The 23,540-nt window shown below is 39.4% G+C and carries 19 protein-coding genes and 2 pseudogenes; 19 read left to right on the top strand and 2 right to left on the bottom strand.

Translation table 11 applies throughout. The features are described 5' to 3' along the window. Window positions 1-375 precede the first annotated feature (375 nt). The 18 genes and pseudogenes from NON16_RS21605 to hfq form a co-directional block, all read left to right on the top strand. Window positions 376-789, top strand: a pseudogene (locus tag NON16_RS21605) (recombinase RecA family protein); the annotation flags it as partial. A 53-nt stretch (window positions 790-842) separates the two neighbouring features. Next, window positions 843-1,931 carry an endonuclease domain-containing protein gene (locus tag NON16_RS21600; RefSeq protein ID WP_257351471.1) on the top strand — a complete coding sequence of 363 codons (1,089 nt, stop codon included), beginning with the start codon at window positions 843-845 and terminating at the stop codon, window positions 1,929-1,931. A gap of 252 nt (window positions 1,932-2,183) precedes the next feature. Continuing rightward, a pseudogene (locus NON16_RS21595) lies at window positions 2,184-2,609 on the top strand (recombinase RecA family protein); the annotation flags it as partial. Between the two features lie 308 nt (window positions 2,610-2,917). Further along, on the top strand, window positions 2,918-4,486 hold the full coding sequence (rny, locus tag NON16_RS21590; RefSeq protein ID WP_257351470.1) for a ribonuclease Y: 1,569 nt from the start codon (window positions 2,918-2,920) through the stop codon (window positions 4,484-4,486). A gap of 62 nt (window positions 4,487-4,548) precedes the next feature. Then, window positions 4,549-5,343: a TIGR00282 family metallophosphoesterase gene (locus NON16_RS21585; protein WP_257351469.1), complete on the top strand. Its 795-nt coding sequence runs from the start codon at window positions 4,549-4,551 to the stop codon at window positions 5,341-5,343. Window positions 5,344-5,443: 100 nt separating this feature from the next. Continuing rightward, window positions 5,444-5,704, top strand: coding sequence for a stage V sporulation protein SpoVS (gene spoVS, locus NON16_RS21580; RefSeq protein ID WP_257351468.1), 261 nt, complete (start codon window positions 5,444-5,446; stop codon window positions 5,702-5,704). Window positions 5,705-5,953: 249 nt separating this feature from the next. Continuing rightward, window positions 5,954-6,877 (top strand): dipeptidase, encoded by a 924-nt coding sequence (locus NON16_RS21575; protein WP_257351467.1) that lies wholly within the window; start codon window positions 5,954-5,956, stop codon window positions 6,875-6,877. A gap of 194 nt (window positions 6,878-7,071) precedes the next feature. After that, on the top strand, window positions 7,072-8,808 hold the full coding sequence (locus NON16_RS21570) for a 2-oxoacid:acceptor oxidoreductase subunit alpha (RefSeq protein WP_257351466.1): 1,737 nt from the start codon (window positions 7,072-7,074) through the stop codon (window positions 8,806-8,808). 1 nt (window position 8,809) lies between these two features. Next, the gene (locus tag NON16_RS21565; RefSeq protein WP_257351465.1) at window positions 8,810-9,676 is read left to right on the top strand and encodes a 2-oxoacid:ferredoxin oxidoreductase subunit beta; all 867 of its coding nucleotides are present in this window, start codon (window positions 8,810-8,812) and stop codon (window positions 9,674-9,676) included. A gap of 585 nt (window positions 9,677-10,261) precedes the next feature. Continuing rightward, on the top strand, window positions 10,262-11,302 hold the full coding sequence (gene tdh, locus NON16_RS21560; RefSeq protein ID WP_257351464.1) for an L-threonine 3-dehydrogenase: 1,041 nt from the start codon (window positions 10,262-10,264) through the stop codon (window positions 11,300-11,302). A 110-nt stretch (window positions 11,303-11,412) separates the two neighbouring features. Then, window positions 11,413-12,588 (top strand): glycine C-acetyltransferase, encoded by a 1,176-nt coding sequence (locus NON16_RS21555; protein ID WP_257351463.1) that lies wholly within the window; start codon window positions 11,413-11,415, stop codon window positions 12,586-12,588. A 295-nt stretch (window positions 12,589-12,883) separates the two neighbouring features. Continuing rightward, a complete protein-coding gene (gene miaB, locus NON16_RS21550) occupies window positions 12,884-14,404 on the top strand; it encodes a tRNA (N6-isopentenyl adenosine(37)-C2)-methylthiotransferase MiaB (protein ID WP_257351462.1) in 1,521 nt (506 codons plus the stop codon). After that, window positions 14,404-14,820, top strand: a complete 417-nt coding sequence (locus NON16_RS21545) for a YlbF/YmcA family competence regulator (protein WP_372508860.1) — start codon at window positions 14,404-14,406, stop codon at window positions 14,818-14,820. The genes miaB and NON16_RS21545 overlap by 1 nt, the downstream gene beginning before the upstream one ends. A gap of 198 nt (window positions 14,821-15,018) precedes the next feature. After that, the gene (locus NON16_RS21540) at window positions 15,019-15,585 is read left to right on the top strand and encodes an outer spore coat protein CotE (RefSeq protein ID WP_257351461.1); all 567 of its coding nucleotides are present in this window, start codon (window positions 15,019-15,021) and stop codon (window positions 15,583-15,585) included. A 198-nt stretch (window positions 15,586-15,783) separates the two neighbouring features. Next, window positions 15,784-18,417 carry a DNA mismatch repair protein MutS gene (mutS, locus tag NON16_RS21535; RefSeq protein WP_257351460.1) on the top strand — a complete coding sequence of 878 codons (2,634 nt, stop codon included), beginning with the start codon at window positions 15,784-15,786 and terminating at the stop codon, window positions 18,415-18,417. Beyond that, complete coding sequence (gene mutL / locus NON16_RS21530) at window positions 18,396-20,267, top strand: DNA mismatch repair endonuclease MutL (protein WP_257351459.1); 1,872 nt, start codon at window positions 18,396-18,398, stop codon at window positions 20,265-20,267. Before mutS ends, mutL begins: the two co-directional genes overlap by 22 nt. Continuing rightward, entirely contained in the window at window positions 20,267-21,223 is a 957-nt protein-coding gene (miaA, locus tag NON16_RS21525) for a tRNA (adenosine(37)-N6)-dimethylallyltransferase MiaA (RefSeq protein WP_308216645.1), read from the top strand. The genes mutL and miaA overlap by 1 nt, the downstream gene beginning before the upstream one ends. Window positions 21,224-21,256: 33 nt before the next feature. Continuing rightward, window positions 21,257-21,493, top strand: a complete 237-nt coding sequence (hfq, locus tag NON16_RS21520; RefSeq protein ID WP_257351457.1) for an RNA chaperone Hfq — start codon at window positions 21,257-21,259, stop codon at window positions 21,491-21,493. A 225-nt stretch (window positions 21,494-21,718) separates the two neighbouring features. Here hfq and NON16_RS21515 read toward each other — a convergent pair whose 3' ends face one another. After that, window positions 21,719-22,696, bottom strand: coding sequence for a tyrosine-type recombinase/integrase (locus tag NON16_RS21515; RefSeq protein ID WP_257351456.1), 978 nt, complete (start codon window positions 22,694-22,696; stop codon window positions 21,719-21,721). Window positions 22,697-22,811: 115 nt separating this feature from the next. On the opposite strand from NON16_RS21515, the gene NON16_RS21510 reads away from it, so the two are divergent. Further along, the gene (locus NON16_RS21510) at window positions 22,812-23,381 is read left to right on the top strand and encodes a YhcN/YlaJ family sporulation lipoprotein (protein ID WP_257351455.1); all 570 of its coding nucleotides are present in this window, start codon (window positions 22,812-22,814) and stop codon (window positions 23,379-23,381) included. Window positions 23,382-23,417: 36 nt separating this feature from the next. Here the strand turns inward: NON16_RS21510 and NON16_RS21505 are convergent. Further along, on the bottom strand, window positions 23,418-23,540 hold a 123-nt coding region (locus NON16_RS21505), incomplete at its 5' end, for an IS3 family transposase (protein ID WP_257348545.1).

Here is a 23,540-nt window from a genome sequence, read left to right as displayed (position 1 = left end):
GGAAACGAATAAGTTGAAAGGGGCAAAATCGGAGAACATCTCTTAAGAGACGATTCCGAGGTAACTTAAGGAAGTAAAGAGCCTTAAGTACCGTAACGCGTAGGGGTTGACACTTACAAATTATATTTGACGAGTAGTTGAAAAAATAGCTTTGTGAGAATATAAAACCTTGAGAAGGCTCAGTGTTTCTCAACTTTGTCTCTAGTTATGACAAAGCCCAAGAGTGTCCCTTCCCTAACAGATTGTGCTGAGGGATAATATGTACGCTGAGCTGAGCTGGAATAGACCAGCTGTAGTCATATGCTTACCAGGGTGTATGATGATGAGGGTGACCTCCAGAAGCAAGGATAAAAAGCCTTGTGTATAACATTCCTGCCCGAATCCTCTGGTAAAACAACGGTAGCTCTACATGCCATTGCTGAAGTACAGCGAAACGGCGGACAAGCAGCTTTCATCGATGCCGAGCACGCACTCGATCCGGTATATGCTGAGAAGCTAGGCGTTGATATTAATGAACTATTACTATCTCAACCAGACACGGGTGAGCAAGCACTTGAAATTGCAGAGGCACTCGTTCGAAGTGGTGCTGTTGATATTCTCATCATCGACTCCGTTGCGGCACTCGTACCAAAAGCGGAAATCGAAGGAGAAATGGGAGATTCACATGTCGGTCTTCAAGCTCGACTAATGTCCCAAGCATTAAGAAAATTATCTGGTGCAATAAGTAAATCGAAAACGATTGCGATCTTCATCAACCAGATTCGTGAGAAAGTCGGCGTTATGTTCGGTAAATTAGCTGCTTGAAATAGTTTACATTCAGCCTAAATATAGGAAGTGATATGATGGCTGCTTGGTCAAATTCTGAGATAAAGTTTCTCGAAAAACACTATAAAACTTTGCAATTATCCCAGATTGCAATGATTTTAAGAAAGACTCCACGTTCAATTGAACAAAAGGCAAGTAGATTAGGTATTAGAAAAACAAAGAGATGGACTACTGAGGACCTCACTCTTCTTACAGTTAACTATAATTTAATGTCTAACCCAGAGTTGGCTGATAAATTAGGTAGGACTGTTGGATCTATTGAAAGAAAAGCCAGGATGCTAAACTTGAAAAAGTCAAAAGAGAAAATTAATAGTATTAAACGAAAATGGACATTGGAAAAAATTCAATTTCTTAAGGATAACTACAAGAAGGTACCCCCAAATGAAATTTGTTCAAAGCTTGAGATAAACCTAGGGACCTTGTATAGAATGGCGGAATATTATGGGTTAAGAGAAAAAACAAACAGTACTATCTATCATGCCCATTCTAGTAAAGTGTGGAACGAAGAGGAAATTTCTTTTTTACAAGAACATTTTATGAAGTTTAATCAACAACAACTCGCAGATTCTTTAAATAGAACAAAACAATCTATTCAAAAAAAGATGTTTTACGAGGGATTGAAGAAATACACTAAAAAACCTGTTTGGTCCAACTCTGAAATTTCTTATTTAGAGATTCATTATAAACATGGATTGATGATTCAAATGTCACAACATTTAAATCGAACGTTTAAATCGATTCATACTAAAGCTAATGAACTTAAGCTTAACAGGGATGTTTCTACTTACATTGAACGTGAGGTTGAGGAAATTCTTAAACGTTACTACATTGAATATAAGATGCAAGTAAACATTCGAGGATTTATTGCGGATTTTGTATTATTTAATAACAAAATCATTGAAGTACAGGGTGATTATTGGCATTGCAATCCTTGTATTTATGATGGACCTAAGGATGAAATTCAACGTAACAAAATTAAACAAGATAAAATGAAACGTGGATGTTTTAACGAATTGGGTTACAAGATACTTTATATTTGGGAGCTAGATTTAAATCAGAAATATAACCAAGTTGTGAATAACATAAAGCAGTTTGCCGTCCAATAGAGAAATCTAATGGAATATGAGAGCGGAATGAAGCGGGAAAGCCTAAGTCTCATTGGATAAGGTAACCCGAACCGAAGGCCTGTGATAATACATTGGTCAGGGGCAACGCATAGATGGTGAATCTCTTTTTGAGAATATAATCCATCCACGAGGCCGCTCCACCCTAGCACATATGGTGAGGGTGAAAAGGTATGCTGAGCTGTATGGAAACATACAGAAGTAAGGGTAAAAAACCTTACGATAACAAGTCTGAACCCAGAAACAACGCCTGGAGGAAGAGCACTTAAGTTCTATTCTTCAGTACGTCTAGAAGTACGTCGTGCCGAGACGTTAAAGCAAGGTAATGAGATGGTTGGTAATAAAACGCGAATCAAAGTCGTGAAGAACAAAGTCGCACCTCCGTTTAAAGTAGCCGAAGTCGACATTATGTACGGTGAAGGAATTTCACGACAAGGTGAGATTCTTGATATCGGATCAGAAATTGATATCGTTCAAAAGAGTGGTGCATGGTATTCCTTCAACGGAGAACGTTTAGGTCAAGGACGTGAAAACGCCAAGCAGTACTTAAAGGAAAATGGTGCGATCGAATCTGAAATCTATCAACAGCTCAGGTCCTACTATCAGCTAAATGTGGAAACTGCTGCAGCTGAAGAAGAGGAGAAAGACTCACTCGTCTAAAGAGTCAGGCTCTGCTTCTATCTTGGGTACCGAGTGGAATCTTTATATGTATAAAGACAAGCCTGTAAGTTTTTTAAAGGCTTGTCTTTATTTTTATTCTATAAACGAAGGCACTCACTTGCACAGTCGCTCTGTAAGCTCTTGACATTGAAAATAGACATCTATACAATTAATGTATATTGTTTGATTACTTTAACAATTATTAGATTGAACAATGAAATGAAATGAGCTGTATGTGAATAGCTAGCTGTATGACAAACTATTCAAAATTACAACCAACAAGTAGATAGCAAGAGGAGGTGAAAGGTATGGATATTAATATACTAGTCATCATCTCCATTTTGCTTGTCTCTGCAGTAGTCGGTGCAGTTGTTGGATATCTTGTTCGTAAATCGATTGCTGAAGCGAAAATTTCCAGTGCGGAGCATGCAGCAAAGCAAATTATTGAAGACGGAAAGCGAGAAGCTGAAGCTAGCAAGAAAGAAGCACTACTCGAGGCTAAGGACGAGAACCATAAACAAAGAGTAGAAGCTGAACGAGAAATTCGTGAACGCAGAACTGAGCTTCAAAAACAAGAACATCGATTGGTTCAAAAAGAAGAGGTCCTTGACCGCAAAAGTGAAACCTTGGACAAAAAAGAGGAATCATTAGAAAAGAGGGAGGATTCTCTCACCAAAAAACAACAACAAATTGAAGAGATGGAAAGCAAAGTGGAGCTGGTACTACAGCAACAGCAAAAGGAGCTTGAACGAGTATCTGGCATTTCCCGCGAAGAAGCGAAGCAGATAATCATGCAGCAAGCACAACAAGAGATTGATCATGAGCTTGCCAGTATGGTGAAGGAACGTGAAAATCGCGCCAAGGAAGAAGCAGATAAGAAAGCTAAAGAGATATTATCTCTTGCCATCCAGCGTTGTGCTGCTGACCACGTGGCGGAAACAACAGTTTCTGTTGTCAATCTGCCGAATGATGAAATGAAAGGTCGTATTATCGGTCGAGAAGGTCGTAATATTCGTACACTTGAAACGTTAACGGGGATTGATCTTATCATTGATGATACTCCTGAGGCTGTAATTCTTTCTGGTTTTGATCCAATTCGTAGAGAGATTGCAAGAATCGCTCTCGATAAGCTCGTATCTGATGGGCGTATACATCCTGCCCGGATCGAGGAAATGGTTGATAAGTCTAGAAGAGAAGTTGATGAGTATATCCGTGAGGTCGGGGAACAAACGACCTTTGAAATCGGAGTTCATGGATTGCATCCAGACCTTATCAAAGTACTCGGACGTTTGAAGTATCGAACGAGCTACGGTCAGAATGTATTGAAACACTCGATGGAAGTTGCTTACTTAGCAGGGCTGATGGCAGCTGAACTTGGTGAAGATGTGAATGTTGCACGCAGAGCAGGGTTGCTACATGATATCGGTAAAGCAATCGACCATGAGGTGGAAGGTAGTCATGTTGAAATTGGTGTGGAATTAGCTGAGAAGTATAAAGAACACCCTGTTGTTATTAATAGTATTGCTTCACACCATGGAGATACAGAACCAACTTCCATTGTTGCAGTTCTGGTTGCTGCCGCAGATGCGTTATCCGCTGCAAGACCAGGTGCAAGAAGAGAAACACTTGAAACATATATTAAAAGGCTTGAAAAGCTTGAAGAAATTTCGGAATCCTTTGATGGTGTTGAAAAATCATTTGCGATCCAAGCAGGACGAGAAATTAGAATCATGGTACGTCCGGATATGGTTGATGACATCGAATCACATCGATTGGCAAGGGATATTACGAAGAAAATTGAAGATCAGCTTGATTACCCAGGTCATATTAAGGTCACGGTTATCCGTGAAACGAGAGCTGTCGAGTATGCGAAATAAAGTGGCTATACGCCACTTTATTTTTTTTCACACGAATATATAACATAAAAGGAGAATTATAAATGAGAATTTTATTTATTGGTGATGTGGTGGGTGCACCTGGAAGAAAAATGGTAGAAACCTATCTTCCAAAGCTACGTTCAAAGTATCAGCCAACACTCACTATCGTAAATGGAGAGAATGCTTCTCATGGAAAAGGAATTAATGAGAAGATCACCCGTAATCTAAAGCAATGGGGTGCACAAGCTATCACAATGGGGAACCACACGTGGGATAACAAGGAGATTTTTGATTTTATTGATGATGTACCACAGATGGTTCGGCCGGCAAACTTTCCTGAGAATACGCCGGGGCAAGGGTATACACTGATAAAAGTGAATGACGTGGAATTCGGTATTGTGAATATGCAGGGCCGTACCTTTATGCCCCCGCTAGACTGCCCATTTAGAAAGGCAGATGAAATTATTACACAACTTAAGAAGCGTACCCCATACATATTTGTAGATTTTCATGCTGAAGCGACAAGTGAAAAACAAGCGATGGGTTGGTATTTGGACGGAAGAGTATCTGCAGTCATTGGAACTCATACACATGTACAAACAGCAGATGAACGGATTTTACCGGATGGAACGGCTTTCCTTTCAGATGTAGGAATGACCGGACCTTATGACGGAATCCTAGGTATGAGTAAAGAAGCTGTTCTGAAAAAATTTCTCACTAGCCTTCCAGTGAGGTTTGAAGTAGAAAAAGGAAGGGAACAGTTAAGTGGGGTCGTTATTGATCTGGAACGCAATACTGGCCATGCTACTAAAATTAGCCGAATACAAATAAACGAGGATCGACCTTTCTTCGACTAGCTTCGATTTTGTTTTTAGAATTATTAGAAAATTAGAAGGAATACAAGCCTCATTCGTGAATATAGTAAGAGTGGTAGGATAGATTAAGGAGGTACAAATCATGGAAATATTAAAGGTTTCAGCAAAGTCCAATCCTAATTCTGTAGCTGGTGCCCTAGCTGGAGTCCTCCGAGAACGAGGAAATGCCGAAATACAGGCAATCGGCGCGGGTGCGTTGAATCAGGCTGTTAAAGCTGTAGCAATAGCACGAGGATTTGTAGCACCTAGTGGAGTTGACCTCATTTGTATCCCTGCATTTACAGATATTTTGATTGAGGGAGAAGAACGAACTGCAATCAAGCTGATTGTAGAACCAAGATAAGAATAATGAGAGGCTGACTTAGTTCTAGAGCTAGTCCTAAAGTGACACCTCCAAAAAACGATACAGGAAAGCCTCTAATTCTTAATTTGGTTTAATTCCAGAGGAATATGACCCCTGTTGAGTTTTCTCTTATTACCCGGAGAGCCTGGCTTTTGGAGGTCAGTCTCTTTTTTTTATGCCGTTTTTCAGAGTCATGCTCTTCATGCCTTGAGTTACATACATATTGTAAATGTGATTAAGGAGGAAAAAATGAAAATATTTGATGCACATTGCGATGTCTTATTGAAACTATGGAGAGGTTCATCATTGACTTTTAACAATACGAATCACCTGCAGGTATCCTATCCAGCACTGAAACAGGTAGGGGCAAAGGTGCAGTGCTTTGCAGTATTTGTTCCCGATGATTTAATTGGTGACGCTCGGTTCCAAGCTGCATTAGAAATGATTGAGCTTTTCCATTCTAAAATAATTAAGCCATACCCCGATATAAAAAAGGTGACAAGTCGAGAAGAGATAGATGATCTTAAGGATCATGAAATTGGGGCGATATTAACGTTAGAAGGGTGTGGCCCCATTGCGAACGACCTCGTTCGATTACAAACACTAGTCAACCTCGGGATAAGGTCAGTTGGTTTGACTTGGAACTATGCGAACGATCTTGCAGATGGTGTATTAGAGGAACGTAGTGCTGGTTTGTCCAATTTAGGTAGGGAGGCAGTCCGGTATTTACATGAGGAAAGAATTTGGACAGATGTTTCTCATTTAACGGAATGTGGATTCTGGGACGTCTTGGAGAGAACAGATTTTGTGATTGCCTCACATTCGAATGTAAAAGCACTTTGTGAGCATCCAAGAAATTTGAATGACAATCAGTTGCGCGCACTAATTCAAAAGGATGCTGCTATTGGAATAACGTTTGTACCTTATTTCTTGAGTGAACAACATTCAGTAACAATCTCCTCGGTTCTCAGGCATATTGATTATATTGCTGCACTTGGAGGTGTTCATAATATTGGATTTGGGTCAGACTTTGATGGCATCTCAAAAACGGTCAAAGGGTTAGATTCTTATTTCGGATATGAACGCCTCATCAATGAATTATTGAAGCACTTCCCTGAAGAACTTGTACGGGGATTTTGCTATGAGAATTTTAATCAAAGGGTTCCATTTTAGAATATTGAAAAATTGTCGAATTGATGTAAGAATTTTAAGAAGAATACTTGCATTTTTAAAGTGATAGGTCTATTATTGTAGACGTTATAAATCATTTTTCTTCCAAATGAAAGGATTTACATAAAGGTTTGGTCGAAAGATGCTACTACAACTATTGAATATGGATTGGAACATTAGAAGGGGTGGAGTTCTAAATGGTAGATCAACTTTCATGGAAAGTTGGCGGACAACAAGGTGAAGGAATCGACAGTACTGGTGAGGTTTTTTCACTTGCTCAAAACCGATTCGGTTATTATTTATACACGTACCGTCACTTTTCTTCACGTATTAAAGGTGGTCACACGAATAATAAGATTCGCGTATCCACGAAGGAAATTGGTGCGGTTTCAGATGATTTAGATATACTTGTTGCATTTGATCAAGAAACGATTGATGTCAATTATCACGAGCTGCATGATCAAGGAATAATTATCGCAGACTCCAAGTTTAACCCGACAGCTCCAGAAGATTGTAAAGCGAAGTTGTATGCGGTTCCATTCTCAGAAATTGCGAATGAGCTCGGCACTTCTTTAATGAAAAACATGGTTGCAATTGGTGCAACAAGCGCCATTCTCGGGCAACCGACTGAAGATTATCGTGAAGTCGTCCAAGGTGTATATGGGCGAAAAGGCGAAAAAGTCGTAGAAAAAAATATGGATGCACTCAAACGTGGTGCTGAATACTTCAATGAACAAGCAGGCGGACCGATCGAGCGTTTACAGCTTGAAAAGGCTGATGGACAGAAGCGAATGTTTATGATCGGTAACGATGCGATTTCCCTCGGCTTCCTCGTAGGTGGAGTACGTTTTATGTCTGCGTACCCAATTACCCCTGCATCTGAAATTATGGAATACATGATTAAACATTTACCTAAACATGGTGGAACAGTGATTCAGACTGAAGATGAAATTGCAGCTGCAACAATGGCAATTGGTGCTAACTATGCAGGTGTGCGTACAATTACAGCTTCTGCAGGACCTGGTCTTTCGTTAATGATGGAAGCAATCGGTCTATCTGGTATTACTGAAACTCCACTTGTAATAGTAGATACACAACGTGGTGGTCCATCAACAGGGCTTCCAACAAAACAAGAACAGTCTGATTTAATGGCGATGATCTATGGAACTCACGGTGAGATTCCAAAGGTAGTTATCGCACCAAGTACTGCTGAAGAGGCGTTTTATGACGCAGCAGAAGCATTAAATATTGCTGAGGAATTTCAGTGTCCTGTAATTGTGCTTTCGGATCTTCAACTATCTCTTGGAAAGCAGTCCGTATCACCGCTTGACTATAGTAAGACTGAAATACGTCGCGGAAAGGTACCGACTGGAGACCTTCCTGAACTTGAAGCAAAGGAATACTTCAAACGCTATGAAGATACTGAAGATGGTGTATCACCACGCGTTTTCCCAGGTATGAAAAACGGTATTCATCATGTGACAGGTGTCGAGCATGATGAAACAGGTAAACCTTCAGAGGTAGCCGGTAACCGTCAGACACAAATGGATAAGCGTCATCGCAAATTAAACAACTTGAACTTTAAGACACCAGTTTACAAGAATGTAAGACATGCTGAAGCAGATGTTCTCGTTGTCGGATTTAACTCAACCCGCGGGGCGATTGAAGAAATGATACCACGTCTTGAAGCGGACGGAATTAAAGTAAATCATGCTCAAATCCGTTTAATTCATCCGTTCCCGACTAAGGAAATGGAAGAACTGGTTGATGCGGCGAAAACAGTGATTGTTGTTGAAAATAACTCAACAGGACAACTTGCAAATATCATGAAAATGAATCTTGGTAACCTGGATAAGATCAAAAACTTATTGAAATACAACGGCAACCCATTCTTGCCTACAGAAATTTACACAAAATGCAAGGAGTTGTTATAAGATGGCAACATTTAAAGACTTTCGAAACTCAGTAAAACCAAATTGGTGTCCAGGTTGTGGGGACTTTTCAGTTCAGGCTGCTATACAGCGTGCAGCTGCAAATATTGAACTTGAGCCGGAAGATCTTGCGGTTGTTTCTGGGATTGGGTGCTCCGGTCGTATTTCAGGTTATATCAATTCATACGGTTTGCATGGAATTCACGGTCGTTCACTGCCGATTGCTCAAGGTGTGAAAATGGCAAACCGTGATTTAAAAGTCATCGCATCTGGTGGTGACGGTGACGGATTTGCAATTGGGATGGGACATACGATCCATGCAATTCGCAGAAACATTGATATCACTTACATCGTAATGGATAATCAGATTTATGGACTAACGAAAGGCCAAACATCTCCACGTTCTGAATTAGGTTTCAAAACGAAGAGTACACCTGAAGGATCTGTAGAATCTTCTATTTCTATTATGGAAACAGCATTGACAGCGGGTGCAACTTTTGTAGCTCAAAGCTTTTCAAGCGACCTTAAAGAATTGACTTCCTTGATTGAACAGGGGCTTCAGCATGAAGGTTTTTCTTTAATTAACGTATTTAGCCCTTGTGTGACTTATAACAAAGTCAACACGTACGATTGGTTTAAAGAACATTTAGTTAGCCTCTCAGATATTGAGGGTTACGATGCGCATAATCGTATGATAGCGATGCAAACATTGATGGAAAACAATGGCCTTGTGAAGGGGTTAATCTACCAGAATAAAGAAAAGAAATCTTACCAAGATCTTGCACACGGATATAGTGAAACAGCACTTTCAAAAGCTGATCTTAGTCTTGACAATAAACAATTCGAAGAACTTATCTCAGAATTTATGTAATGGGGGTAAGTTACACAGGGATGACTCAACTTGGGTCATCTCTTTCTTTAAAGTAAGAAAGTATAGTATTTTGGACAACCACAGTAGCTGATACTGTGGTTTTTTTTACACATTAAGGGGGATGTAATAAGCTTTAACCTTCACTCCAAACATTAAATCAACCACGGAATCTGTTATATCGATCACGGATGAAATATATCAACCACGGAATCTGATATATCGACCACGCGTAGTAAAATGGTCCTAAATTCACCTTAATGAAAAAATTTCAACTCCTAATCTAATGTACAAGAAAACGAACGGATCTCCATAAATAATGGCCGATCCGTTCTTTCTTAGGTGATTATAGGTGAGAAAGTATGAAATTTTGTTGTATAGATTAGGGTCGCTTGCGCTTTTCTTATGAATATAATGGGTATAGTTTAGATGGTGTTGCTGAACAATGATAAAGAAAGATTGTAATCGACTGGAATTCTGCATCAAATGCGCAAATGTCTTCTCTAAAAGGACACTACTTTACTGAAGAAGCCTGACATGATACAATTCTTAATGGTATTAATAGTTTTGTTAAAAGGAGTGTTCATCTTGGAAGGAAAAATGAAAGCGATTGTAAAACACCATCGTGGTAAAGGTGCAGAACTGCAGATGGTGGATATTCCTAAAATAAACGATCATGAAGTATTGATTAATGTGAAAGCGACATCAATCTGTGGCACAGATGTACACATATATGCATGGGATGACTGGTCTGCAAGCCGAGTAAATCCTCCTTATGTATTCGGGCATGAGTTTGCTGGTGAAGTGGTTGAAATCGGAAAGAATGTTACCAATGTAAAAGTCGGTGATCAGGTCTCTGCTGAAACGCACATCGTTTGTGGGGAATGCCCGCAATGCCTAACCGGTAATGCTCACATATGCAGAAACACAAAAATCATTGGTGTTGATACCAATGGTTGCTTTGCAGAATACGTGGCACTACCATCACAGAACTTATGGAAAAATGACCCGGAAGTAGCAACATCTGTCGCATCTGTTCAAGAGCCGATGGGAAATGCGGTTCATACTGTACTCGCCGGTGACGTTACAGGGAAAAGTGTGGCGATCATTGGCTGTGGTCCAATCGGATTAATGGCAGTTGGCGTTGCAAAGGCTGCTGGAGCCTCACAGGTTATTGCATACGATTTAAATGAGTATCGTCTTGAATTAGCAAAGGAAATGGGCGCTACTACGGTTGTGAATTCACGTGAACAAGGCCCTATTGAAGTCGCTATGAATTTAACCGATGGTAATGGTGTAGAAGTTGTTTGTGAAATGTCTGGACACCCAATCGCGATCGATCAAGGATTTAAAATGTTGACCAACGGTGGTAGAATGTCGATATTAAGCCTACCTGTTAAACCTGTAGAGGTTGATATTACAAATGATATCGTCTTTAAAGGAATTACAGTTCAAGGGATTACCGGTCGGAAAATGTATGAAACCTGGAGACAAGTTTCCGGTCTCTTGAAATCAGAACAAGTAGATGTAAAGAAGATGATCACACACGAATTTCCGCTTGAGGAATTTGAAAAAGGTTTTGAACTAATGCTTGAAGGTAAGTGTGGTAAGGTAGTACTTAGACCATAACGTTTTTAATTCGCCAGCTTTTTGAAGCTACTTTTGAAGCTACTATGGAAGGAATAAGGGGAGTAATTGTCCCTTTACATAAAGTGCAAATATGATAGGAGGAATATGTAATGAAGGGTTTCGAATATCTTCAGAATGAATTAGATGAGATGAAAGAAGAAGGTGTGTTTAGACAATTAGTGCCACTAGAGTCTAAACAAGGGTCTAGAGTAGTCATTAGAGGTAAAGAAGTCATTCAGTTGTCTTCAAATAATTACCTTGGATTAACGGACCACCCACGTATGAAAAAGGCTGCACTTGAAGCAGTTGAACAGTACGGGGTAGGAACCGGTTCAGTCCGGACGATTGCTGGGACATTATCCATGCATGAAGAATATGAGAAGAAATTAGCGGAATTCAAACATACAGAGGCATCTCTCGTGTTTCAATCCGGTTTTACGACCAACCAAGGCGTCTTATCTTCTATTTTAACGAAAGAGGATGTTGTTATCTCAGACGAGCTTAACCACGCTTCCATTATTGATGGAATCCGATTAACGAAAGCATCTCGAAAAATATATAAACACGTGGATGTAGCAGATCTGGAACGCGCTTTAAAGGAATCTTCGGAATATCGAGTACGTCTTGTTGTAACAGACGGCGTTTTCTCAATGGATGGTAATATTGCACCATTGCCTGAAATCGTTGAACTTTGTGAAAAGTATGATGCTATTTTGATGGTAGATGATGCACATTCCAGCGGTGTATTAGGAAGAAACGGCCGTGGTTCGATCGACCATTTTGATTTGAATGGCCGGGTTCATATACAGGTTGGTACGTTAAGTAAAGCGATTGGTGTGTTAGGAGGATACGTAGCAAGTACACAAACGCTGAGAGACTATCTTGTACATAAAGGTCGTCCATTCCTATTCAGCACATCCCACCCGCCAGCTGTTACTGCAGCATGTTCCGCAGCCATCGATGTTCTTCTAGAAGAACCAGAATTAATTGAGAAGCTTTGGGATAATGCTAAATTCTTTAAAGATGGACTTACGAAGCTTGGATTTGACACAGGAAAAAGTGAAACGCCGATAACCCCGGTTGTTGTGGGCGATGGAGCACTCGCACATAAGTTGTCAGATAAACTGTTCGAATACGGTGTTTTTGCACAAGGAATCGCTTTCCCAACTGTTGCTAAAGGGTCGGCACGTGTTCGTACGATCGTAACAGCTCAACACACGAAAGAGGATCTACAAGAGGCTTTAGATGCATTCGGAAAAGCTGGAAAAGAATTAAACATCATTTAGAGGTTGTTCAAAAAGTCCGGAGGCTAACAGGATGTTAGTCAGTTCGATGTTACCACAGCACGTGGTGGGTTTAATCGAACTTCTTGGCTCTTTTTCTCCTCCTTTTTGAACACGTACATTAAGTAATTAAAACTTTGGAGAAGGTTAACAGCCTTCTCCTTATCTATGTTCATGGTTTTAACATATTGCTCATTGTGGTCAACCCTGTATGAATTTGTTATACTATTAGAGTTATAATCCATTGAAAGACATCGTTGATTGTATAGATGTAAATGGGCAGTAAGGAGTGAACACGATGAAGAAAGAATTACCTGTAATCGAAACTCCGAAACAGAAAACTAAGGAAAAAGATTACTCTAAATATTTTCAAACAACCTATCAACCGCCTTCTTTAAAGGACGCTAAGCGCCGTGGTAAAGAGAAGGTTCAATTCCATAAAGACTTTTCGATTCCAGATGATTTAAATGGATTAGGAAAAGGCAAGAAATTTATGATTCGCACATACGGCTGTCAGATGAATGAGCATGATACAGAAGTAATGGCTGGATTACTTGTTGATATGGGATTTGAATCTACAAACGAGACTGAAGAAGCAGACATTATCCTATTGAACACGTGTGCCATTCGTGAAAATGCTGAAAACAAAGTGTTTGGCGAAATAGGGCATCTCAAACCACTCAAACTTGAAAAGCCAGGATTAATTTTGGGTGTATGTGGATGTATGTCTCAGGAAGAGTCTGTCGTTAATAAAATCTTACAAAAGCACCAGCACATTGATTTAATCTTTGGAACTCATAATATCCATCGACTGCCACACCTCATTAAAAATGCGATTTTCGGTAAAGAGATGGTCATCGAGGTATGGTCCAAGGAAGGGGATATTGTTGAAAATCTCCCACGTGTTCGAAAGGGGAATATTAAGGGCTGGGTCAACATCATGTACGGATGTGATAAATTCTGTACGTATTGTATCGTTCCTTATACAAGAGGTAAAGAACGGAGTCGCCATCCTGAGGATATCATTGAAGAAGTACGACATTTAGCAAGAAATGGATATAAAGAAATTACGTTGCTCGGTCAAAACGTAAATGCTTACGGTAAAGATCTTGATGGAATGGAATATGGCCTGGGTAATCTAATGGATGAAATCCGTAAAATTGATATTCCGCGTGTCCGTTTTACAACCAGTCACCCCCGCGATTTTGATGATCACTTAATCGAAGTACTCGCTAAAGGTGGAAATTTAGTCGAGCACATTCATTTACCTGTACAACATGGTAGTTCAGATGTGTTAAAGTTGATGGCCCGTAAATACACAAGGGAACATTACCTAGAGCTTGTTGACAAGATTAAGAAACAAATACCGAATGCAGTGTTTACAACAGATATAATTGTAGGATTCCCGAACGAAACAGAAGAACAGTTTGAAGAAACACTTTCACTCGTTAAAGAAGTGGAGTATGACATGGCCTTTACATTCATTTATTCTCCGCGTGACGGTACACCAGCTGCAAAGATGGAGGATAACGTACCGATGGAAGTTAAGAAAGAACGGTTACATCGTTTAAATGATGTGATGAATGAGATCTTCCTAAAGAAGAATCTTGAACTTAAAGGTGAAATTGTAGAGGTTCTCGTTGAAGGAGAAAGCAGGAAAAATCCGGATGTTCTTACCGGACATACTCGTACAAATAAAGTTGTTCATTTCCATGGAGCAAAATCATTAATCGGTGAACTCGTCAACGTTCAAATCACGGATCCAAAAACGTGGAGCATGGGTGGCGAACTCGTCGAAACCGCTGAGGTGAGTCGATAATGGCAAATACTAGAAAAGAAGTAATCGAAAAGGCAGAAGAACTTGCTAAGATGATCGCTTCAACTGAAGAAGTTGATTTCTTCAAAAGAGCAGAAGCAAAGATTAATGAAAATGATAAAGTTCAAAAGTTAATAAGCAAGATCAAAATTTATCAGCAGGAAGCTGTTAATTTACAACATTATCAAAAGCATGAAGCCCTTAAGAAAGTTGAAGAAAAGCTTGAAACCTTTCATGCTGAAGTAGATTCAATTCCAATTGTTCAGGAGTTCAAACAATCACAAACAGATGTGAACGACTTATTGCAGCTCGTAACGAGCACAATTTCAAACAAAGTAACCGACGAAATTATTGAATCGACTAGTGGAGATCAGCTAAAAGGCTTAACCGGATCTGCTGTGAAACATAATCGTATTTAATAGTTCTTAGAGTGAGTGATGCAAATGCGTCACTCTTTTTTTGTGTATTCGCACAAAAAACATTCAATATTTTTATTTGAAACTCATACACTTAATTAACGGGACATTTGTGAACGAGTTTATAAAATATTTTTAGCACACTAGTCATTCGCCCTGCATAGGATGAATTGAAGATTGGAAGAGGAGGGATTTAGTTTCATGGCCAAAAACGATTTCAGTTACAGAGAGATTATAACTAAAGCAGTTTGCGGCAAGGGCCGAAAGTTCTCACAAGCAACGCATACAATTACTCCTGCTCATAAACCTTCCAGCATTTTAGGTTGCTGGATTATCAATCACAAGTATAATGCTTTAGAGAACAAGGATTCCGTAGACGTAGAAGGTAGCTATGATATTAATGTTTGGTATTCCTACAATAACAATACGAAGACAGAAGTCGTAACAGAAACAGTCAAATACACAGATTGCTGTAACCTATCCAAAAAGGATGCAAATTCGATTGGAAGTCATCAAGAAGTGAATGCAAGAGCATTGCAGGAACCAAATACATTAGAAGCGACAATCTCACCGAACGGAAACAAAGTCCTTGTGCAGGTTGAACGGGAATTTGTTGCTGAGGTAATAGGGGAAACGAAAGTTTGGGTTTATGTAAACCCAGAAGGTGTAGAGGATGAGATTGAAGAAGAAGATTGGGAAGATGAAGTAGATGACGAAGAGTTTGAAGATTTAGATCCCAATTTCCTACTTGGAGATTTGGAAGAGTAACGAAGGGGTTGACTCATTAGGGTTCGGCTCTCCGCTTGCCGGAGGTGCCTGACACCTGAATTTTGAGTCAATCCTTTTTACTTTCTTAACATGTTATACTCTCACTAAAACTCCAAAGATCTCATGAATTTTTTAGTAAAGGCGTTCATTGGAAATATGCTATAATGGGGTGTAGATTACATATGATGGAGGGGTAACATGGCTGAATACACTCCAATGATCCAGCAATATTTAACGATTAAGGCAGATTATCAGGATGCCTTTTTATTTTTTCGTTTAGGAGACTTTTATGAGCTCTTTTTTGATGATGCCTCAAAAGCGTCAAAGGAGTTAGAAATTACATTAACAAGTAGAGATGGTGGCAAAGGAAACCGAATTCCGATGTGTGGTGTCCCCCACCATTCATCGAAAAATTATATTTCACAACTGATTGAAAAAGGATATAAAGTTGCCATTTGTGAACAGGTGGAAGATCCGAAAACGGCTAAGGGAGTCGTCAAGCGTGACGTTGTACAGATTATTACACCTGGTACAGTAATGGAAGGCAGTATGCTTGATGAGAAAGCAAACAATTTTATTGCTTCTGTATCCCCTTTTGAGGGTGGATATGGGTTTGCGACGTGTGACTTATCGACAGGAGAATGTTCTGTCACGTTTTTAGAGGAAGATTGGAAAGGCGTTTGTCTTCAAATCCAATCAGTTGGGGCCAAAGAGGTGATTGTTCCCGGTCACTTGGATACAGGATCGCAGACTTTGTTAAAGGATCAGTTTCATTTGACCGTATCGATTGAAGACAAGATTGAAGTACCTGCCCCCTTACATACAATTTGTGAACATCTTCATTCACCGGAAAGTAAAGAAAGTGCAGAACGCCTTATTACGTATTTAGTGAAAACACAAAAGCGGTCGCTTGATCATCTACAGAAGTTTCAGTATGTAGATCGATCAGGACATATGAAGATTGATCCGAATTCGAAGCGGAATCTTGAATTGGTTGAGACTTTACGGCAAAAGCAAAAGAAAGGCTCGCTGCTATGGCTATTGGACAAGACTGTTACCGCTATGGGAGGGCGTTTATTAAAACAGTGGATAGAACGACCGTTAGTTGAAAAAAGCGCAATTGAGGAAAGACTTGTAATCGTTGAATCGTTCATGCAACAATTTTTCAAGCGTGAAGAGATTCGTGAACATTTGCTTGAAGTCTATGATTTAGAGCGTTTAGCAGGAAAGGTGTCCTATGGAAACGTGAATGCACGTGATTTGTATCAGCTTAAACAATCCTTACAAAAGGTTCCAAACGTTAAGGATGTCCTTCTTGATATGGATCATTCCGGTTTGCTAGAGCGGTCTAATAAGATGGACCCGTGCTCAGAGCTCTCAGATTTACTTGAACAAGCGATCCACGAAGATGCACCGTTAACCATTAAAGAAGGAACGATTATTAAAGATGGTTATCATGAAGGACTTGATGCCTATCGAGATGCAAGTGTGAACGGAAAGTCTTGGATTGCTTCTTTAGAACAGAAGGAAAAAGAAAGAACAGGTATTCGTTCATTAAAAATCGGATATAACCGTATTTTTGGCTATTACATTGAATGTACAAGAAGTAATTTGCATTTAATCGATGAACAAAGGTATGAACGAAAACAAACATTAGCCAATGCAGAACGATTTATCACACCTGAGTTGAAGGAAAAGGAAGCAATTATACTTGAGGCAGAGGAAAAATCGATTGAGCTGGAATATGAATTATTCCTAACGATCCGTGAGAAGGTTAAAGCATACATCCCTAAACTGCAACTGCTTGCAAAGCAGTTAAGCGAGATTGATGTCCTTCAGAGCTTTGCCGTTGTTAGTGAGGAAGGACAATTCTGTAAACCTCTGGTATCTGACGACGGGACACTGCAAATTTCCTCTGGTCGTCATCCTGTAGTAGAGAAGATGATGGATCGTCAAGATTATGTTTCCAATGATGTATACATGGATACTGAGCGGGAAGTCTTACTTATAACAGGACCTAATATGGCCGGTAAAAGTACCTATATGCGGCAAGTAGCTCTCTCCTCCGTATTGCTGCAGGTGGGTTGTTATGTTCCCGCAGATCAAGCGATTCTTCCGATATTCGATCAAATTTTCACTAGAATAGGAGCTGCTGATGACCTTGCAGGTGGACAAAGTACATTTATGGTTGAAATGATGGAAGCAGAATATGCGTTATCACATGCTACTGAAAGGAGTTTACTTTTGCTTGATGAGATTGGACGAGGGACTTCCACATATGATGGGATGTCACTTGCGCAGTCCATCGTAGAGTATATACATGAACAGATCGGTGCTAAGACGTTATTTTCGACCCATTACCATGAATTAACGGTATTGGAAAACAGTTTAGATCGCTTAAAAAATGTACACGTAAAAGCCATGGAGGAAAATGGAAAAGTTGTTTTCCTCCATCGGGTTGAAGACGGAAAAGCGGATAAGAGCTATGGTATTCATGTTGCGGAACTAGCGAAGCTCCCGGAAGATTTAATCAAAAGAGCGAATGAACTTCTTGGAGTTTATGAAACAAAACAAACGAATGGTACAAGTGATTTAGAAAATAGCCAAACTGTAAACGAAACAACGAATCAACTATCCTTTTTTGATCCATCTGACTCTCAAAAAAAGCCACGTCAACAAAAGGAAAAGGAGCATCCAGTAATCTCACAACTCAAAGAGCTTGAGTTGATGGCGATGACGCCTTTACAAGCAATGAATGCAATCCATGAATTGCAAACAGCTCTCAAAAAAAATGAGCGGGAGGAATCGAAATGGGTAAGATCAAACAGCTAGACGATCTTTTATCCAATAAAATTGCTGCCGGAGAAGTCGTGGAAAGACCTGCTTCTGTTGTGAAAGAACTCGTAGAAAATTCATTGGATGCAAAAAGTTCACGCATTGATATTGAAGTGGATGAGGGTGGTTTATCAAGGATCCGAATCACCGATAACGGGGAAGGTATTGAAGCGGATGATCTGAAGATTGCCTTTCAACGCCATGCCACCAGCAAAATTCAGCAGGAGAATGATCTATTCCACATACGAACGCTCGGTTTTCGCGGTGAAGCCCTTCCGAGTATCGGTTCGGTTGCGAAGGTCGAGATTAAGACAAGTACAGGATTAGGTGCCGGGAATTCCCTTGAAATTCAATATGGGAAAGTAATAGCGAAATCAAAATCAGATAGCCGTAAGGGGACGGATATTACCGTTACTCAACTGTTCCATAACACGCCTGCACGGTTAAAGCATCTAAAAACTGTCCATACTGAGCTAGGGAATATTACTGATGTTATCAATAGGTTGGCAATGGGACATCCCAACGTGGCATTTCATTTAAAGCATAATGGGAAAAGTGTATTAAAGACACCTGGGAACGGGGATGTTCAGCAAGTAATTGCTGCCATTTACGGTATATCTGTAGCGAAAAAAATGCTACCTGTCAAAAATAAAACTCTTGATTATACGATATCAGGCTATGCTGTAAAACCTGAAATTACTCGATCTTCAAGGCAATACGTATCACTATTTATAAATGGTCGATTTATTAAAAATTATACCGCTTTTAAGGCTATTGAACAGGCATATCATACATTATTACCAATAGGAAGACATCCTATTGTCGTGCTTTCCATTCAACTGGATCCAATTCTGGTGGATGTAAATGTACACCCTGCAAAGCTTGAAGCAAGGTTTAGTAAGGAAAAGGAATTAGCAAAGGCAATAGAGGTAGGGGTTTATGAGGCATTACGGGCAACTGAATTGATTCCGAATGGAACCGATCCTTCTAATGGAAAGAAAACAAACCAAAGATCAGAACAACATACACTTGATTTAGAACATTCCTCACAACAAAATGAACAAGATGATCACAGGCAGAATGATCTTGTAAGAGAAAGGGCACAACTTTTTGATAAATTTACTGATTCTAAATCTAGTTTAGAAGAACCGAAATTTGATCAGATTGATGAGAAAACAAAAAGGTCAGAACCAAATACAACTTTTACCGAAGAACAGCAATCATCCAAATCCGAAAATAGTCTTCAGCGTGATGCACTTCCCAAAAGGGTTCCGCAGATGTATCCTGTTGGTCAGGTCCATGGAACGTATATAGTTGCACAAAATGATCAAGGAATGTACATCATCGATCAACATGCAGCTCAAGAGCGGATTAAATATGAATATTATCGGACTAAGGTTGCTCAGGTTGAACATGAAGTACAGGAATTACTTGTACCGTTGACGTTTGAGTTTACTCATAGTGAATCAGGCGTTATCCGATTACACATCGAAGAATTAGCTGCTGTTGGGATCTTTTTAGAATCCTTTGGAACCAATGCCTACATTGTTCGTTCACACCCACAATGGTTTCCGCAGGGGGAAGAGCGAGAAACAATTCGGGAGATCATTGATCAAGTTTTGGATGATCAGAAAACAGATCTGAAGCATTTAAGAGAAGAAGCGGCAATTATGATGTCATGTAAAGGATCTATTAAGGCAAACCGTCATTTGCGTCATGATGAAATGGTTCATTTGATTGAAACGTTAAGAAAAGCAAGCGATCCATTCACTTGTCCGCATGGAAGACCCATAATCGTCCAATTTACTACGTATGATATGGAGAAGATGTTTAAACGAGTAATGTAATGGACAGTTGGAGGAATAAGATGACTAAGCCAGCTCTTGTTGTGATTGTTGGCCCAACGGCAGTAGGGAAAACAAAAACAAGCATTGAAGTAGCAAAGGCGTTTCATGGAGAAGTAATTAACAGTGATTCTATGCAAATTTATCAAAGGATGGACATTGGTACTGCTAAGGTTAAACCTGAGGAAATGGAAGGTGTTCCGCATCATTTATTGGATATTTGTTCACCAGAAGAGGATTATTCTGTAGCGGACTACCAAAAGGATGCACAGCAAGTGATCGATGACCTTCACAACCGAAATAAATTGCCTGTCATGGTTGGTGGAACAGGATTATATGTACGGTCTGTTACACACAACTATAACTTTAATGATGCGATAAGTGATCCTAGCTATCGCCAAGAGCTCGAAGAATTTGTGAATAATTACGGAGTGGATGCACTGCACAGCCGACTTCAAGAAATTGATCCTGAACGTGCTCGTCAAATTCATCCGAATAATGTCCGCAGAGTGTTTCGCGCTCTGGAGGTATTTCGGGCGACCGGGAGTACCGTTTCAGATCGTTACGCGGAGGAATCTCCGTATAATCTAGCTGTGATTGGATTAACAATGGATCGCGAACGCCTTTATGAGCGAATTAATCTTAGAGTGGAAATGATGGTTCAAGAAGGACTCTTTGATGAAGTTAAGAAGCTGTATGAGTCCAACGTTCGGGATACTCAATCAATACAAGCGATCGGATATAAAGAAATTTACCGGTATTTCGATGGCGAGTATTCAAGTGAAACTGCAATCGAGCAACTGAAGAGAAACTCTAGAAGGTACGCTAAAAGACAGTTAACTTGGTTCAAGCATCAGATGGATGTCGAGTGGTTTGACATGACAAATGGTAAGCTAGATGAAAAAATTCCATCAATTTTACGATTTGTAGCAGGAAAGCTCGATCTTAAATCGAATTAATTTTATGAACGTTTATTTAGGAGGCCTATACACATGAAGCAATCCATTAATATCCAAGATCAATTTTTGAACACTCTTCGCAAGGAAAATGTATTCGTAACGGTATACCTTTTGAACGGATTCCAACTTAAGGGTCTTGTAAAAGGGTTTGATAATTTCACCGTTGTATTAGAATCAGATGGAAAACAACAATTGATTTACAAGCACGCCATTTCAACATTTACACCGCAACGAGCAGTAGAGTTTAATTCTGAGAACCCAAATGGATAATTTGAGTATTCATTGAATACTCTTTATGATGTTTGAAGTAAGATTGATGACGGTTCGTAAAAAAGAATTAAGTAAAGAACATGCCCCCCCTGGGTATCCCTAAAGGTCAAAAAAGTTAAACTTTCTTACCTTTGAACAAAAACAAGGCTGACTTTAAAATCTTATCCTCCTCAATTAAAGAGAGGGGTAAAGAAATTTTAGTCAGCCTTTTGCTGTTTCTATTTTCTAAGTTGTTTCTAAAGATAGTTGGTGAACGTAATCATAATACCGATTTAGAGTCAAAGGTGTTTTCATTCCGAATTGATACTGAATCGTTTCAGAATCCTTTCCTGATTGAACAGCGTTAAGGACCGCCGTTCTTCTGAAATGTTGAGATGAGATACCTTTACGCAATCCAGCTCTACTAACCTCTTGCCTAATCATTTTCTGTATAGCAATATTCGTTAAACGCTTTGGCTGATCTTCCTCATAACTCCAGCGATACGTTAATCGTTGAAAATCAAAAGCAACAAAAAATGGGTCTGTATCATCTTGGGTTGGACGGACTGCTTGTGGAATTAAACTATAATAGGACAACAGTTCACTAAGGACATCTTCAGTCAATGTGATGCTTCGGTTTAAGTCTCCATCTGAGCTTCGAACTATGATTTTTTTTTGTATAAATGAAACATTCCTCATATTAATCGAAACAATATCTTGTAGAGTAAGTCCATATTTTAGCATGAGGTGTATGATTGCCACATTTCTATTTGTTAGGTAGGAGTGAGCTTTTAGCTGGTTTTCCGTTAAATCCTTTTCAGACTGAATAGTTTCAATCAATTGGTTTTGCTCATTCTCAGTTATAAACATGTCTTCTGAAAAGGAATCCTTATTAAAGGCATCAATTGTTATTTGGACCAGTGGATTTTCAGAAATAACGCGATGATTTTTGAGGTAGCCATGATACTGGTTTAGTACACTGTATACACGTTTAAGAGTGCGAAAGGAATAGTTCCGTTCATATGAAAGGAAATCAAAATAGGATTGGATAAATGTATAGCGAAATACAGTATCATCCTCATATGAAAGTTCATTTACACGTATCCATGCGAGAAAGTCTTCAAGATCATAACGATACCGTTTAATTGTTGATGGACGTTTTCCCTTCTTTTCTAAAAAATAAATAAAATCGAATGCTAACCGTGGTTTGTCCTTTGTTTCCATTTGAACACCACCTTGTACTATGATTATAGCATATCCATGCTGTTTTTTATTTCTTAATGAATAACAAAACACCATTCATCAAACGATATAAGAAAATAGTGATGAGGTGGGCTTAATGTTCAAGAAAATTGCGATAAACTTGCTTGTATTAAGTTTGATTTCCGCCTGTAATTGGGATCAGGCAGACCCTGGTCAGGAGAATTATACAAACCCAACGGAGCAAAATTTGAAAACAAATAAAAATGGTACGCATGAAACACCAATTGTCCATAAAACATCGGGAGATACCGAGAGAGCAAAAGAACTTGTTCAATTAACAGAGCAAGTGGAAGGTGTAGAATATGCAAGGGTTATTGTATCTGGTATGTACACCGTCGTGGGCGCGAAGATTCAAAAGGACATGAACAAGGATGAAGTGGTTGATATAATTTATCAAAAAGTGAACAGTCATACTCATGGAGCGAATGCTGTTGTCACAACAGACCCGAAGCATCTAAAGAAACTACAACAGTGGGGAAAAGAGATAAATGAAGGAAGTCTTAAGTCTGAAATTTACAATGGCCTCGGACGAATGATTAGTAATATTAAACCAAATGAAAACTATCCTAGTGAACATTCAATTCCATCTGAAGATGAACTTAAACAAGATCGAATAAATGAAACGTCAGAGCCAAATAAAAAATGAACTGTACCCTTAAAAAAAGACAGTTTAATAAAAGTCCTAAGCAGCTAAGAGGTGACCTCGGAATTGTTCCGGGGTCATCTTTTCTAATCCCCATTGATACCTGGAGGAATTGTAGTAATCCATGTAATCGTCTACTTTCTTACGTAATTCCTCTACAGT

The sequence above is a fragment of the Pseudalkalibacillus decolorationis genome, from assembly GCF_024609785.1.
GTDB lineage: Bacteria > Bacillota > Bacilli > Bacillales > Fictibacillaceae > Pseudalkalibacillus > Pseudalkalibacillus decolorationis.
Note: the sequence above shows the minus strand (reverse complement) of the source record. Positions and strands in the feature narration are given on the sequence as shown.